Consider the following 14,936-nt stretch of genomic DNA (forward strand, 5'->3'; position numbering starts at 1 on the left):
TAGGAGACACCATGTTCACCCAGATGCCCAACTTCGCTGAAGGCGGCTTTGATTTTTTGCGCAAGCTGTGGGGCGGCGGCCTGGCAGGGATGGCCGGTGGCGCGCTGCCCAGCATGGCCAATTTTGCTGCACCGCCGATGGACCTGGAGGAGCTCGACAAGCGCATCCACGACCTGCGCGCCGTGGAGAGCTGGCTACAACTGAACGCCAGCCTGCTGCGCACCGCCATCCAGGGGTTGGAGGTCCAGCGCGCCACGCTGGTCGCGCTGCAGACGTTCGGCTCGGCACTGTCGCCCGATGCGATGAAAGCCACGTTCGATGGATTGTCGGGGAGCGAAGCCAAGGCCGCCGCTGAGCCCAAGCCGGCGTGGCCGCATACCTCCACTGCAAAGGCTGCCGAAGCTGACGAACCGCGCGAAGATGAGGCCGAGATCGACGCGGAAGACACCGACGATGACGAGGCCGAGGCAAAGGCGCAGTCCGCTGCCGAGGCGCAAGCCCAGGCGCAGTCCGCCGCACGCGCTGCCGCAGCTGCAATGGACCCGTCACCGTGGTGGAACATGCTGCAGCAGCAGTTCAACCAGATCGCCAGCTCCGCAGCAGCAGCCATGCCCATGCCGCAGAGCCTGATGCCCGGTTTCCCTGCTGGCTTCCCCGGATTTGGCGGCGCGCCGGGTGCGGAGGGGCTCGACTCGGCGCCGGAAGACATCGAAGAGGAGACCGCGCCGGCCGCGCCGAAGCGCACGGCAGCCAAGTCGACATCGAAGCCGGCCGCCAAGGCGCCCGCAGGCAAGACCGCCGGGCCTGCGACCAAGAAAGCGGCTGCCAAGAAGGCGCCCGCCAAGACCGCCGCCAAGAAAGCGCCGGCCAAGACTTCGGCGCGCAAACCGGCCAACGACACGCCCTGATCGATGTCGATCGATAGCACCGCGCTGTTGATGATGGGCGGCGGCGCACGCGCCGCCTATCAGGTGGGCGTGCTGCGCGGCATTGCACGGCTGGCGCGCGAGTACGCACCGGGCGTGGCGCGTGCGCCGTTCGACGTGATCTGCGGCACCTCGGCCGGGGCCATCAACAGTCTGGGCATGGCGCGCGGTGCGCAGGATTTCACGCAGGCCACCGAGGCGCTCACCCAACTCTGGGCAAACTTGCACGCGGATCGCGTCTATCGCACCGATGTCGGTCGCGTCGGCGCCAGCGGCACACGCTGGCTGACTGCGCTGGCATTCGGTTGGTTGACCGGCCACACGCCACGCGCGCTGTTCGACAACACGCCGCTGCGTGAACTGCTGGAGTCGCAGCACGATGGCGAGCAGGTGCAGGCCGCCTTCGACGCCGGCGCGTTGCGCGCATTGGCCATCACCGCGCTGTCGTACACGACCGGGCGCCACGTCACTTTCTATCAGTCGCCGCACGTGGTATTGCCGTGGCGGCGCTCGCAGCGGATTGCGGTGGCTGATCAGATTGGCGTGTCGCACATGCTGGCCTCGTCGAGTATCCCATTCATCTTCCCCGCGCAGCCCTTGCAGCTCGAAGGTAACGACGAGTGGTTCGGCGACGGCACGATGCGGCAGATGTCGCCGCTGAGCCCGGCCATTCATCTGGGGGCGAATCGCATCCTGGTGGTGGGGGCGGCCTCGCGTTCGCAGCCGGGGTGGTATGACACGGTGCCGGCATCCGGCTATCCGTCGTTGGCGCAGATCGCCGGGCAGGCACTGGCGAGCATCTTTCTCGATGGGCTGTCAGCCGACATCGAACGGTTGCAGCACATCAACGCGATGGTGAGCCGCAACCCCGAGATTTCCGACGCGCGCGATGGCTGGCGCAAGATCGAGGTGCTGGTGATGGCGCCGTCCGAGCGCATCGAGCTGATTGCCTCGCGCCACGTGCAGCGCCTGCCGAGCACGGTGCGCGCGCTGCTCAAGCCGCTGGGTGGTACCGAAGCGCGCGGTGCGGCGTTCGCCAGCTATCTGTTGTTCGAGCCGGAATACACGCAGGAACTGATCGACCTGGGCGAGCGCGATGTCGAGGCGCGTCGCGATGAACTGGCCGCGTTCCTCTACGGCGTGGTGCCCGACACTATGCGTGCCGCCTGAACCATCAGTGAGGTGCCGGTTCCGCCAAGAGCGCGTCGATGCGCTTGGTGATCGTCGGATCGCCCGGCTCAACCTTGCTCGGATACACCGCCACCACGCGGCCGCTGCGGTCCAGCAGGTACTTGTGGAAGTTCCACTTGGGCGGCTGCTTCGTCTGCGTGGCCAGCCACGTATAGAGCGGCGATGCGCTTGGGCCCACCACCGCAGTCTTCGAGAACATCGGGAATTTCACGCCGTAAGTGTTGTAGCAAAAACTGGCGATCTGCTTGCTATTGCCCGGTTCCTGCTCGAAATCATTGGACGGGAAGCCGAGCACCGTCAGCCCCTTGTCGCGGTACTTTGCATAGAGCGCTTCCAGCCCTTCATATTGATACGTGTAGCCGCAGTAGCTGGCGGTATTGACCACCAGCACCACGCGGCCGGCGTATTGGCAGAGGTCTTGTGGCGCGTCGTCCTGCAACCGCTTGACGCGGAAATTCAGGCTGGCCGGGCAACTGCCCGACGCGGCGGTAGCCGGCGGCTGAGCGGCGGACACCGTGGGCACCGCCGTTGCAGCGTGCCCGGTGCGCGGCAGCAGCAGGGCAATAATGGCGATGACGATGGCGATCGCAACGATCAGCAGGTGGTGCCGGCGCAGCACGCCGGACGCGTGCGGGTGCAGGCGCCGGTGGGACGTGAGCGCGATGGCGGAAAACAACATGGCGAGCCTCCGAAAGCCGGCAGTCAGCGGCAATACATGATTTGTCTTCAGTCTAGGGTATAACGCCCCGGGGTCGTGCCGCACCAAAAGTGCTTTGCGCATTGCACGCCAATCGTTGCTTGTCTCTCATCTGGGCCGCAACGCTTCCTATACTGGAGGGCACGCCCGGCGCCCGAGGTGACGAACGGGCCCGCCCCACAGAAGACGACGGCCCGATGGTCGCCAGACGGCCGCCGATCACATCGCGGCACACCGCGAGGCGATGCGCTACAACCCGGCGTATCAAGGGGGTCGCCAAGCCACGTTGCACGCGTGGCACCGGCAGGCCTGTTGTGATGAGGAAACGGGCAGACACCGTTCTTTGCCCCGGTAACCATGAAAAACCGGGGCCGGTCAAGCATGTCTGCTAGAATCCGCCTGCAAATTCAAAGGCTTACCATGCTCTATCCCGAATTGTTCAAGTCGTTGGAAGCGGTCCGCTGGAATATGGAAAAGGATATTCCGTGGGACACGTTCGATGCGTCGCTGCTGACCGACGCGCAAGCGCAGACCATCAAGATGAACGCCATCACCGAGTGGTCCGCTCTGCCGGCCACCGAGATGTTCCTGCGCGATAACCGCCACGACTCCGATTTTTCGGCGTTCATGAGCGTGTGGTTCTTTGAAGAGCAGAAGCACTCGCTGGTGCTGATGGAGTACCTGCGCCGCTTCCGCCCGGATCTCGTGCCGACCGAAGAAGAGCTGCACAACGTGCGCTTCGAGTTCGACCCGGCCCCGCCGCTGGAAACGCTGATGCTGCACTTCTGCGGCGAGATCCGCCTGAACCACTGGTACCGCCGTGCCTCCGAATGGCACACCGAGCCGGTCATCAAGTCGATCTACAAGCACCTGTCGCAGGACGAAGCCCGCCACGGCGGCGCCTACCTGCGCTACATGAAGAAGTACCTGGGCACGTTCGGCGATAACGCCCGCAGCGCGTTCGCCAAGATCGGCGTACTGATGGCCTCGGCCCGTCGCACCGAAAAGCCGCTGCACCCGACCAACCTGCACGTGAACAAGGCACTGTTCCCGCAAGACACGGTGCAGTCGCGCCTGCCGAACCCGGATTGGCTGGAGCACTGGCTGGACGAGCAGATCAAGTTCGACGCTGGCTGGGAAAAGAAGGTCATCGAGCGCATCCTGCACAACATGGGTCTGCTGTTCGAGCGCACCTTCGAAACCGTGCAAGACCTGAACCGCTACCGCAAGGAACTGAACGCACGCCTGCTCGGCTCGGCCGGCGCGGAACAAGCGGCCTGATCCTTGTCACTCGCCTGTGCCAACTGCGCCAGCGGCCCATCGATTCGATGGGCCGTTTTGTTTTCCACTCCGATTTTGTTTGCGCCATGACTGCTCGCCAGCCCGCACCCGCCTTTGAACAGAAGATCTGCGATGTCGCCGACGTGGAGGCCCGTGTGCGCGCTTTGCCGCGCCCGATCGTCTTCACCAATGGGGTGTTCGACATCCTGCATCGCGGCCATGCGACGTACCTGGCACAGGCACGCGCGCTGGGGGCATCGATGGTGGTGGGGGTGAATACCGATGCCTCCGTGCGCATGCTGGGCAAGGGCGACGATCGCCCGCTCAACACGCAGGATGACCGTCTGGCCGTGCTGGCTGCGCTGGAATCGGTAAGCCTGGTGGTGCTGTTTGCCGAACGCACGCCGGTCGCGCTGATTGAACGCGTGCGCCCCGACATCTACGTCAAGGGCGGCGATTACAACGTCGATGCGTTGGAGGAAACGCGCGTGGTGCGGGGCTGGGGTGGGACTGCACTGGCGATTCCGTTCGAGCACGACCGCTCGACCACTGCGCTGCTCAAGCGCGTGCGCGCGACGTCCTGAGGTTTTAGCGTGCTGCCGTGACTGCCGCGCAAGCGTGCAGGTCTTCGGCGCCGAGTGTCTTCTTGAGGGTGGCCAATTGGGCGGTGACACCCGAGGCCGCATCAGCGGTGGCGGTCACGCGCAGCGATGTCTGCGCGCCGAGCCGGCGCGTTTGCGTGACCACGGCAGTGCGTACGTCCTTGGCGCGCAGCTCATCCAGAAGCTGCTGCGCGCGCTCCTTGTCGCGGAACAGGCCCAGCGATACCACGAACGTATTGCCTTCCTGCACGATGGCTGAATCGGCCACGTTGCGGCGCTTGAGCTCGGCCACCTTGCGCTCGGCGTCATCACGCGTGTCGCGGGCGGGCATGTGGACCCACCAGCGGTTGTCTTCCTGGCGCGTGATGCGCTCGACCTGTACGCCCGGCATCTGCTTGAGTTGATCGAGGCCACGTGTGGCCTGAGCGTCTGTCAGCCCGCCGAGTTCGGTGCAATTGCCGGCCGTGTCTGCGGCAAGCGTAGTGCGTTCGATGCTGGCCCTGGTGTTCGTCGAGGCGCCGGCTGCTGCGGGCGATGACGCTGGCGCGCCCTGGGGCGCCGCAACGCCAGCAGCGGGTGCCGGCTCAAGAATGCGAATCCCTTCGGTACGGATCTGGCGTTGCATGCGTTCGGGTTCGCGCTCGCTCTCGAACCAAGTCGAGGGCACGTTCTGCCCGAACACGCCAGTATTGGCCGCCAGCAAAACGCCGTTGACGAGCAGCAAGAGCAGCAAGGCGAGGCGAAGCGTCATGGTGCGGACGGAGGTGGATTCGGACGGTGGCTCAGAATGCAGGAACACGGCGACAGCAACAACGGTAATACGAAAACGGTGGGCTGGGCCTTTACGCCAGAGTCGCCGCACCTTCCCGGTTCGCGCGCGCCAGCACCTGTAGGCCAAGCAACACGAGATTATCGTGCATCTGGAACGGCATGCGCAGATGCGGAGCGAGGGCAGCACGCGCACCGCCGCTCAGCACGCAGCGTGCCGGGCCGGGATATTGCGATTGCAGCGTCTGCCACGTCTGCGCGATCGCACCGGCCTGGGCCGTGACGCAGCCCAGGGCGATGGCGTCCTGCGTGTTGTCGGCCCACGGCGGTGCAACCGCATCGCGCGCACTGAGGTAGCTGATGTCCACTTCCGGCAGTTGGGCCGTGTTGCGCGAGAGCGCACGCATCATCAGCGTGATGCCGGGCAGGATCAGGCCGCCGGCAAACAGGCCATCGGGTGCGACGATGTCGAGCGTGGTGGCGGTGCCGGCCGTTACCAGCAGCAGGGCGGTGTCGGGCCACAGGCTGCGCGCGCCCACCGCGCCCACCCAGCGGTCGGTGCCGAGTTGCGTAGGTTCGCGATAACCATTGCGCAGGCCAGCTGTCGCGGCTTCCGATGTGGCAATGCGTACGCGCGCGCCGTCGAACACGCGGGCGATGCGTGCGGTGAGTGCGTCGCGCAGTGCAGGGCCGGCCACCGCGCTGATCCACACTTCAGGCGGCGCGACGCCCAGGGCGTGGCAATCGCGCCAGTCTTCAACGAGTTCTGCAAGCTGATCGTGCGAGCGGGCGCCGGCGTGCTGCCAGGGCGTATCGCCGGGCTCCACGGGCAGGGCATCGACATCGCTGGCAATCCACGCCCACTTGATGCGCGTGTTCCCGGCGTCGACCAGCAACAGCGGCCGCGCGGGCGCCGAGTGCGGGGCCTTCAGGCGTGTCATGGCCGCTCCGCGTCTGCACTGCGCAGCGAGACCTCGCCGCTGTGGATCCATTGCACGCGCCCGCCCGATTCGATCGCCAGTCGCCCTTGCGCATCGATGCCGTGCGCCACGCCTTCGAGTACGACGGTACCGTCCTGCCACAGGCGTACGCGCTCGCCGGCAAACGCATCGCGTGCGGCAAACGGCGCAACGAAGGGCGCGAGGCCTTGCGCGCCGAAGCGTTGCAGGTGTTCGCCCAGCGACGTGAGCAATGCGGAGAACACCCCGTTCGGTTCAGGCGCGTCCACCAGTTCTTCCACCCCCGACAGTTCGCGGCCCAGCGTACCTTCCAGCACGTACGGGCGCTCCAGGTTCAGGCCGATGCCGATCACCGCCCAGGTCTGCCCGGGTGCGGCGCGTACGGTCTCGATCAGGATGCCGGCCAACTTGCGCCCGGCGATCTGCACATCGTTCGGCCATTTGAGTGCCAGAGCCTGTGCGCTGCCGCCATGCGTTTCGGCGTAGGCTGCCACGGCATCGGCCACCGCAACGCCCACGGCGAGGCTCAGGCCGCCGAGCAGCGCTGGCTCACCGGCAAAGGCGCAGGCGATGGAGAAGGTCAGACCGTGGTCGCCATCCCATGGACGGCCCTGTCGGCCACGCCCGGCGGTCTGGCGCTGGGCGGCCAGCACGCGGGCAGACAGGAGCGGCGCCTGCCCTGGGCCAGCGGCCTTGGCAGGCCAGGCGGTGTTGCGCACGGCAGCCATCAGGTCGGCGCTGGTGGAGCCGGTGGCCTCGACCACCTCGACCGGCCAGTCGGCAGCCGGGCCGCTGGGCTGGATGCGTTCGCGCGTGAGGCGCCAGCGCGCGGAGGGTTCGGCAAGAGACATGAAAAAGGGCGATCAGATTCGCGCAGGGAATGGGCGCATTGTACGAGCGGGGCCTCCAAACTGGGGCCCGGCGCTTGCACCGAGCGGCGCATGAGACCCACAGTGTGACAGTGTCGGGCGGCGTGTTGGCTACAATTCGACCGATACTCAGCATCACCCGGCATCACCCGACCCCCGGAGAACCCGTTTGATCACCTGCCGTACGCCCCAGCTTGAGGTTCGCGTTGTCGATGGGAAGTCCGTCGCCTTCCTCTCCGGCGACTGGACCACGCTCGCATTGGCCGAGCGGGCCGGCGTGCGCAGCGCGCGCCAGCAGATTCGCGCCGGGCTGGACAACGCCAACGCGTGGTGCCTGACTGAAGTTGGTCGCATCGATCACTTTGGCGCGCAGCTCCTCTGGCGCGCCTGGGGCAACGAATGGCCTGAACACCTCGACGCCCGCCCTGACCAGCGCCGCATGATTGACCGCGTCGCCAAGCTCGATCCGGGCGGCTGGAAAAAACGCCTGGCGCCGCGCATCAACCCGGTGGTGATCCTGGGCAATGGCATGTTCGATTTCTTCGACCACGCCCGCGACGGCATCGCCATGGTCGGCCAGTTGATGTTCGACTTCGGGCGGTTCCTGCGCGCGCCGCATCTCGGCCCGTGGCGCGAGATCTCGGCCAATATCTACAGCACCGGCTACAAGGCGCTGGGCATCACGGCGCTGGTGGGTTTCCTGATCGGTATCGTGTTGAGTTACCTGTCGGCCAATCAGTTGCGGGTGTTCGGGGCCAGCATCTTCATCGTCAACATCCTGGGCATGGCCATCATCCGCGAGCTGGGGCCGGTACTGGCGGCCATTCTGGTAGCAGGGCGCTCGGGTTCGGCCATCACCGCGCAGATCGGGGTGATGCGGGTGACCGAAGAGCTCGACGCCATGCGCGTGATGGGGATCTCGCACGGTTTCCGGCTAATCCTGCCCAAGGTGATTGCACTGGCGATTGCCATGCCGCTGCTGGTGGCGTGGACGGACCTGCTCGCCTTGGCCGGGGGCATTCTGGCAGCCAAGTTCCAGCTCGATATCAGCCCAACCTATTTCATCACCTCGCTGCCCGATGCGGTGCCGGTGGCCAACCTGTGGCTCGGCCTTGGCAAGGGCGTGGTGTTTGGCATGCTGATCGCTCTGGTGGCGTGCCACTTTGGCCTGCGCATCCAGCCGAACACGCAGAGCCTGGGCGAGGGCACGACCACCTCGGTGGTGGTGTCGATCACCATCGTGATCTTGGCCGACGCGGTGTTCGCCATCCTCTTCAAGGACGTCGGGATATGACGCGGATACGCCATCCTCAGCTTGATCACCCGGTCGCGCCGCCTCTCACGCCCGCGCGCGAGCGTGTGATCCAGGTGCGCAGCGTCACCAAGCGCTACGGCAACACGACGGTGCTCGACAACATCGACCTGGATGTCTTTCGTGGCGAGGTGCTCTCCATCGTGGGCGGCTCGGGCAGCGGCAAGACCACGCTGCTGCGCCAGGTGGTCGGGCTGGAGAAGCCCACCTCGGGCACCATCCACATCTTTGGCGAAGAGTTGACCTGCCAGATCGGCAACGATCTGCAGTCGATGCGCAACCGCTGGGGCATGCAGTTTCAACATGGCGCACTGTTTTCGGCGCTGTCGGTGATCGACAACGTGGCATTGCCGATGCGCGAGTTGCGTACGCTGCCCGATGCCTTCATCGTGCGCGTGGCCATGCTCAAGCTGCAGATGGTGGGGCTCAAGTCCACCGACGCCGACAAGATGCCGTCGGACCTGTCCGGCGGCATGATCAAGCGCGTGGCGCTGGCGCGGGCGTTGTCGCTGGAGCCGGAACTCGTCTTCCTGGATGAGCCCACCGCCGGCCTGGACCCGCGCGCTTCTGACGACTACGTCGCCCTCATCCGCGAGCTGCGCCAGGAACTGGGCCTGACCGTGGTGATGGTGACGCATGACCTGGACACGCTGGTGGCGCTGTCCGACCGCATTGCCGTGCTGGCCGATCGCAAGGTGCTGGCGGCCAAGCCGGTGGAGCAGATCATCCAGATCGACCACCCGTTCATCAAGGAGTACTTCCTGGGTGAGCGGGGCAAGCGGGCCCTGATGGCATTGGGCCCTGAGATGACGGAAGCGGTGGCCGCCGCCTCGCTTTCGACGCAGGAGGATTGATGGAAAACAAAGCCCACGCATTTCTGGCCGGGCTGTTCACGATCGGGCTGGTGATCTTTGTTGCGCTCGCCGTGACGTGGTTCAACCGAGACCAGACCGTGCGCCTGCCGTACGACGTGGTCACCCGCTCGACGGTCAACGGGCTGAACCCGCAGGCCGCCGTGAAGTACCGCGGCCTGGATGTCGGCAAGGTCGACAGCATCCGCTTTGACGACAAGGTGCCCGGGCAGATCGTGGTGCGCGTGCTGGTCGACAAGGATGCGCCCATCACCACCACCACCTACGGCCGGCTGGCCTACCAGGGCGTGACCGGTCTTGCCTACGTGCAGCTGGACGATCGCGGTTTCGATCAGGGTAACGGCAGCAGCAAGCGCACACCCAACCCCGAGCACCTCGCCACCTCGGCCAAGGAGCCGGCGCGCATCCGCATGGAAGCGGGCTTCCTGGATGAACTGGACAAGCGCGGCGACCAGATGCTCTCCAAGCTCGACCAGACGCTCAGCTCGCTGTCGATCATGTTTGACGACGAGCACCGCCAGCAGCTCACCAACACGATGCAGTCGTTCCAGAAGACGATGGATGCCTATAGCACGCTCGCGCAGCAGGCCGAGCCGACCGTGCGCAAGTTGCCGCAGATTGCCGACAACCTGGATGCGACGATCACGTCCACGCGCAAGTTGTCGCAGGCGCTGTCCGACCCCAAGGGGCCGCTGCTGACGACGATTTCCGGCGCGGGCTCGGACCTGGCCACTGCCACGCAGTCGATGCAGTCGGCTGCCAATGTGCTGACCTACGAGACGCTGCCGCAGCTCAATGGCTTCGCGCGTGAGGCCCGCCAGGCCGTGCGCGGCTTCGACAATGCCGTGACGAGCTTCAATGCCCGACCGCAGAGCGTGCTGTTTGGCCCGGCACCCGGCTCGCCCGGCCCCGGTGAGACCGGTTTCACGGCGCCCGCTGCCCGCCAGCCCTGAGGAGAATCCATGCCGATGTTGTCTGCTGTTCTGCGTCACACACTCAGCCGCGCGCTTGCACTGTCCGCCGTGGTGGCGCTGGCTGCCTGTTCCAGCGCGCCGGTCGCGCCGACTGCGCTTTACGATTTTGGCCTCGCCCCCAGCGCAGGCAGCGGCACGCGCCTGCCGACCGCGCTGCGGGTGGCCGAGGTGGCCGGCCCCGGCTGGATGGACGGCAACGCCATTTACTACCGCTTGGCCTACGCGCAGGGCCAGCGCACCGACGCCTATGCCAACAGCCGTTGGGTGGAGTCCCCCGTGAACCTGTTCGACGCACGCCTGCGCAACGCGGCAGCCGCACGCGGCCAGGTGGTCGGCTACGCCGGGCAGGACGTGCCGATGCTGCGTGTCGAACTGGTCGACTTCTCGCAGGTGTTCGACCAGCCGGGCGCGAGCCGGGGGGTGGTGCGCCTGCGGGCGACGGTGTTCAGGTCGCGCGACGTGGTCGACCAGCGGGTGGTGCAGGCCGATGCACCCGCCCCGAGCGCCGATGCGGCAGGCGGCGTGGCGGCGCTCACGCAGGCATCCGACCGCGCCATCGACGAGGTGCTGGACTGGGTGGCGGGGTTGCCGCTGGCGGCCCGCAATCCGACCGCGGCGTCGCAGCCGGCCGCGCGCCCGCGCTGACCCTCCACCGGAAGCGGGAACCGTCCGCGTCCGATGGCGTCGGACGGTATCATGGGTATTGCGCCCCAGTTTGACTGCAGCTTCCGCCGGTGCCGGACCTCCACACACAACCTTCCACGCCTACCCCGCATCGTCACTCGCCGCTCGCACGCGCCGGGCTGGCCTGTTTCGTCTTCCTGGTGGTCTATGCAAGCCTGTATCCGTTCGCGGGCTGGACGGACACGGGTGTCTCGCCGTTTGCGTATCTGACCGCGCCGCTGCCGCGCTACAACACCGTCTTCGACGTGGTCACCAACGTGTGGGGCTACATGCCGCTGGGCATGCTCACGGTGCTGGCGCTGCATCCGCGCATCACGGGCTGGCGCGCGGTGCTGATCGCGCTGGTGGCCGGGCTGCTGCTCTCGGGCGCGATGGAGGCCATCCAGACATACCTGCCGACGCGCGTGTCGTCCAACGTGGATCTGGCGACCAATACGCTGGGCGCGCTGCTGGGGGCGATCGTCATGGTGCCGTTCTCGGCACGGCTGATCGACCGGGGTGGGCTGCGCCGACTGCGCCGCCGCTGGTTCGAGCCGCATGCCACCTTTGCGATCCTGCTGCTGCTGCTGTGGCCGTTCGCGCAGATCTTTCCGCAGGAATTCCTCTTCAGCATGGGCGGGGTGATCCGCAGCATCGTGCTGGACCCGTCGCCGGATGCGTTCCTGACCAGCATCATCAACAGCTGGTTTCCGGAGTTGTTCGACTGGCATGACCGGCTGCAAGCGCACCCCGAGGCGCTGCAGCGCCAGGAATTGCTGGAAGCCCTCATCACCGCTTGTAGCTGGGTCGGCACTGGGCTGCTGGCAACAGTGGCCATGCGCCGCGGTGCGCCGTTGTTGCGCCTGCTGGCAGCGCTGCTGGCGAGCGCGTTGCTGGTGAAGGCCGGGGCGACGCTGCTGCAGTTTCCGCTGGCCGGTGCGTGGGATTGGCTCTCATCCGGCGCGCGCTTCGGGCTGGTGGTGGGCTCGCTGGTGCTGGTGCTGCTGGTACGTCTGCCGCGCTGGCTGCGCGGCGCGCTGGCAATGACGCTGCTGATCGCGCTGATTCTCTTGTCGAACGTGTTGCCGCCGAGCCCGTACTCGTGGGTGTCGGCGCAAAGCTGGCGGCTTGGGCGCTTCGTCCATTTCAACAGCCTGTCGCAATGGATCGGCTGGCTGTGGCCGTTCCTCGGCCTCGGCTATCTTGCCTGGCGGGCCGAGCAGACCCAGCTGGAACGGCGCGCCAACCGGCCCTCAGACTGACCCCGCATCCGCTTACGTGATGGCGTGCGCCGCCGTCACGTGGCCGACACGATTCCTTTCTACCTTAGCGCCTGTTGAGTGACAGGCGCGCGCTGCATGCATAGGCCGCCGGTGTCATCTGGAGGTCATCCATGTGTGCGAGCCGCGTTGTCAGTCGACCGTTCGTCCGCCCAGCGATGCTGGCTGCGGCGGCATTCGCCGTTGTGCTGGCTGGCTGCGATGCCGCTGATCCGCATGTGCCCGCCGTGGTACGGGCGCCGGTTTCCACGTTGTCACCATCCCCATCTTCCCAGCAGGCTGCCGCCGCCTTGCCCACCATGCCGCGCGATGGCCTGGCGCCACCCGTGATGCATACCGTCGACTGACGCCCCGATCAGTCAGACGCTGCCCCGTGTTGTTCCCCCCCCCCAACCCCCAACACAGACAACAGGTAGAGAACATGACCTCCAAGAGCCGCCGTGGTTTTCTCCGTTCCGCCGCCCAATTGGCTGCTGCATCCGCAGCCATGGGCGCGGTGCCCGAAGGCATCCGCCAGGCACTGGCGATTCCCGCCCATAACGCGCACCGCAATATCGAGGACGTGCAGCACATCGTGATCCTCATGCAGGAAAACCGCTCGTTCGACCACTACTTCGGCACGCTCAAGGGCGTGCGCGGGTATGGCGATACGCGCACCGTCACGCTGCCCACCGGCAAGAGCGTGTGGCACCAGCCGCTGGTCGGTGCCGTGGGCGAGGTGCTGCCATTCCGCCCGAGCGCGCCGGACCTGGGCCTGCAGTTCCTGCAAGACCTGCCGCACGGCTGGAACGACACGCACGCTGCCGTCAACGGCGGCCGCTACGACGGCTGGGTCCCGCACAAGGGCACCACCACGATGGCCTACCTGACACGCCAGGACATTCCGTTCCACTACGCGCTGGCCGACGCCTTCACCATCTGCGACGCCTACCACTGCTCCACGCCCACCTCGACTGACCCGAACCGCTACTACATGTGGACCGGCTACGTCGGCAACGACAACGTCGGCGGCGGCCCGGTGATCGACAACGCCGAAGCCGGCTACGGCTGGTCCACCTATCCGGAAGTGCTCGAAGCCGCCGGCATCTCGTGGAAGATCTACCAGGACATCGGCACCGGCCTGAACGCCGCCGGCTCGTGGGGCTGGACGAGCGACGCCTACATCGGCAACTACGGCGACAACGCGCTGCTGTACTTCCACCAGTACCAGAACGCGCAGCCGGGCACCCCGCTGTACGACAAGGCACGCACCGGCACCAACGTGTCGGCCGGCGATGGCTACTTCGACATCCTCAAGCGCGACGTGCAGAACGGCACGCTGCCGCAGGTGTCGTGGATCGCCGCACCGGAGGCCTTCTCCGAGCACCCGAACTGGCCGGCCAACTACGGCGCGTGGTACATCGACCAGGTCCTGCAGATCCTGACCTCCAACCCCGAGGTGTGGAGCAAGACCGCGGTGTTCGTCACCTACGACGAGAACGACGGCTTCTTCGACCACCTCGTGCCGCCGTTTGCCGCATCCGGCAACGCGGGCAGCAACGGCCTGTCGACCGTCGACACCACGGGCGAGTACTTCCCAGGCAACAGCAAGTACGGCGCCGGCAGCTATGGCCTGGGCGTGCGGGTGCCGATGCTGGTGGTGTCGCCGTGGTCCAAAGGCGGCTTCGTTTGCTCGGAAACGTTCGACCACACGTCGATCATCCGCTTCATCGAGCAGCGCTACGCGCGCACGCACAACGTCAAGTCGCCGAACATCTCGAAGTGGCGCCGTGCGGTGTGTGGTGATCTGACCTCGGCGTTCAACTTCGCCACGCCCAACGAGGTGGTGCCCGCGCTGCCGAGCACGGCGGCCTATGTGCCGAAGGACAAGCTGCGCCACGCCGACTACATCCCGCTGCCGCCGCTGCTGCAGGCCGTGCCCAAGCAGGAAAGCGGTGTGCGTCCGGCGCGTGCGTTGCCGTACGAGCTGTTCGTGCGCGGCCGCAACGACGAGGCCACTGCCAAGTTCCAGCTTGATTTCGTCAACACGGGCGACGTGGGCGCGGCCTTCCTTGTCTACACCACCGGCAGCATGGATGCACCGCGCACCTACACGGTGGAAGCCGGCAAGCGCCTGTCGGACAAACTGCCCGTGGGTGCCGGCGGTGCGTACGACTTCACGGTGCACGGCCCCAACGGCTTCCTGCGTCGCTTTGTCGGCAAGCTCACGCTGTCGGGCCTGCTGCATCCGCATGGCCGCCGTGCGCTGGAAGTGAAGGAAGGCTACGACGTGGCCAACGGTAACCTGGAACTGCGCCTGATCAACCATGGCCGTGCACACACGACCTTCACGATCAAGAACGCCTACACGGGCGAGAGCGTGCAGCGCGAAGTGCGTGGCGGGGACGATGCTTCGTTGTACCTGGACCTGCGCGGCCAGCACGCCTGGTACGACCTGACGGTTACGGCCAGCACCGATGCCGGCTTCCAGCGCCGCCTGGCCGGCCACGTGGAGACGGACCGCCCGAGCGTGTCAGACCCGGCACTGGGCACATAAGCGGTA

The 14,936-nt window shown here is 66.4% G+C and carries 15 protein-coding genes; 11 read left to right on the top strand and 4 right to left on the bottom strand.

Translation table 11 applies throughout. From position 1 onward, the window contains the following. Window positions 1-11 precede the first annotated feature (11 nt). Entirely contained in the window at window positions 12-908 is an 897-nt protein-coding gene (locus tag ACS13N_RS09320; protein WP_438931404.1) for a PhaM family polyhydroxyalkanoate granule multifunctional regulatory protein, read from the top strand. A gap of 3 nt (window positions 909-911) precedes the next feature. Next, entirely contained in the window at window positions 912-2,096 is a 1,185-nt protein-coding gene (locus ACS13N_RS09325; RefSeq protein WP_438931405.1) for a patatin-like phospholipase family protein, read from the top strand. A gap of 4 nt (window positions 2,097-2,100) precedes the next feature. On the opposite strand, the gene ACS13N_RS09330 is transcribed toward ACS13N_RS09325, so the two are convergent. After that, window positions 2,101-2,796: a glutathione peroxidase gene (locus ACS13N_RS09330; protein ID WP_438931406.1), complete on the bottom strand. Its 696-nt coding sequence runs from the start codon at window positions 2,794-2,796 to the stop codon at window positions 2,101-2,103. A gap of 438 nt (window positions 2,797-3,234) precedes the next feature. Between ACS13N_RS09330 and ACS13N_RS09335 the strand changes: the two genes are divergently transcribed. Together ACS13N_RS09335 and rfaE2 are read left to right on the top strand one after the other, a co-directional pair. Then, window positions 3,235-4,095 (top strand): ferritin, encoded by an 861-nt coding sequence (locus ACS13N_RS09335; protein WP_104655572.1) that lies wholly within the window; start codon window positions 3,235-3,237, stop codon window positions 4,093-4,095. A gap of 86 nt (window positions 4,096-4,181) precedes the next feature. Then, window positions 4,182-4,679, top strand: coding sequence for a D-glycero-beta-D-manno-heptose 1-phosphate adenylyltransferase (rfaE2, locus tag ACS13N_RS09340; protein WP_438931407.1), 498 nt, complete (start codon window positions 4,182-4,184; stop codon window positions 4,677-4,679). Window positions 4,680-4,683: 4 nt separating this feature from the next. Here the strand turns inward: rfaE2 and ACS13N_RS09345 are convergent, their stop codons facing one another. From ACS13N_RS09345 to ACS13N_RS09355, 3 genes are all read right to left on the bottom strand, one after another. Then, the gene (locus ACS13N_RS09345; RefSeq protein ID WP_438931408.1) at window positions 4,684-5,448 is read right to left on the bottom strand and encodes an SPOR domain-containing protein; all 765 of its coding nucleotides are present in this window, start codon (window positions 5,446-5,448) and stop codon (window positions 4,684-4,686) included. Between the two features lie 91 nt (window positions 5,449-5,539). Beyond that, window positions 5,540-6,406, bottom strand: a complete 867-nt coding sequence (locus ACS13N_RS09350) for a type III pantothenate kinase (RefSeq protein ID WP_438931409.1) — start codon at window positions 6,404-6,406, stop codon at window positions 5,540-5,542. After that, window positions 6,403-7,275, bottom strand: a complete 873-nt coding sequence (locus ACS13N_RS09355) for a biotin--[acetyl-CoA-carboxylase] ligase (RefSeq protein WP_438931410.1) — start codon at window positions 7,273-7,275, stop codon at window positions 6,403-6,405. Before ACS13N_RS09355 ends, ACS13N_RS09350 begins: the two co-directional genes overlap by 4 nt. A 187-nt stretch (window positions 7,276-7,462) precedes the next feature. On the opposite strand from ACS13N_RS09355, the gene ACS13N_RS09360 reads away from it, so the two are divergent. The 7 genes from ACS13N_RS09360 to ACS13N_RS09390 all read left to right on the top strand — a co-directional run bounded on the left by ACS13N_RS09360 (window position 7,463) and on the right by ACS13N_RS09390 (window position 14,930). Beyond that, window positions 7,463-8,587 (top strand): MlaE family ABC transporter permease, encoded by a 1,125-nt coding sequence (locus tag ACS13N_RS09360; protein ID WP_438931411.1) that lies wholly within the window; start codon window positions 7,463-7,465, stop codon window positions 8,585-8,587. Then, window positions 8,584-9,459, top strand: a complete 876-nt coding sequence (locus tag ACS13N_RS09365) for an ABC transporter ATP-binding protein (protein ID WP_438931412.1) — start codon at window positions 8,584-8,586, stop codon at window positions 9,457-9,459. Before ACS13N_RS09360 ends, ACS13N_RS09365 begins: the two co-directional genes overlap by 4 nt. Further along, window positions 9,459-10,430, top strand: coding sequence for an MlaD family protein (locus ACS13N_RS09370; protein ID WP_438931413.1), 972 nt, complete (start codon window positions 9,459-9,461; stop codon window positions 10,428-10,430). The genes ACS13N_RS09365 and ACS13N_RS09370 overlap by 1 nt, the downstream gene beginning before the upstream one ends. Window positions 10,431-10,439: 9 nt before the next feature. After that, the gene (locus tag ACS13N_RS09375; RefSeq protein WP_438931414.1) at window positions 10,440-11,096 is read left to right on the top strand and encodes an ABC-type transport auxiliary lipoprotein family protein; all 657 of its coding nucleotides are present in this window, start codon (window positions 10,440-10,442) and stop codon (window positions 11,094-11,096) included. An 89-nt stretch (window positions 11,097-11,185) separates the two neighbouring features. After that, window positions 11,186-12,376, top strand: a complete 1,191-nt coding sequence (locus ACS13N_RS09380; protein WP_438931415.1) for a VanZ family protein — start codon at window positions 11,186-11,188, stop codon at window positions 12,374-12,376. A 131-nt stretch (window positions 12,377-12,507) separates the two neighbouring features. Beyond that, window positions 12,508-12,741: a hypothetical protein gene (locus tag ACS13N_RS09385; protein WP_438931416.1), complete on the top strand. Its 234-nt coding sequence runs from the start codon at window positions 12,508-12,510 to the stop codon at window positions 12,739-12,741. Between the two features lie 74 nt (window positions 12,742-12,815). Beyond that, on the top strand, window positions 12,816-14,930 hold the full coding sequence (locus ACS13N_RS09390; RefSeq protein ID WP_438931417.1) for a phosphocholine-specific phospholipase C: 2,115 nt from the start codon (window positions 12,816-12,818) through the stop codon (window positions 14,928-14,930). The last annotated feature ends 6 nt before the right edge of the window (window positions 14,931-14,936 follow it).

Source organism: Ralstonia sp. 24A2 (assembly GCF_051783885.1).
Taxonomy (GTDB): Bacteria; Pseudomonadota; Gammaproteobacteria; order Burkholderiales; family Burkholderiaceae; genus Ralstonia.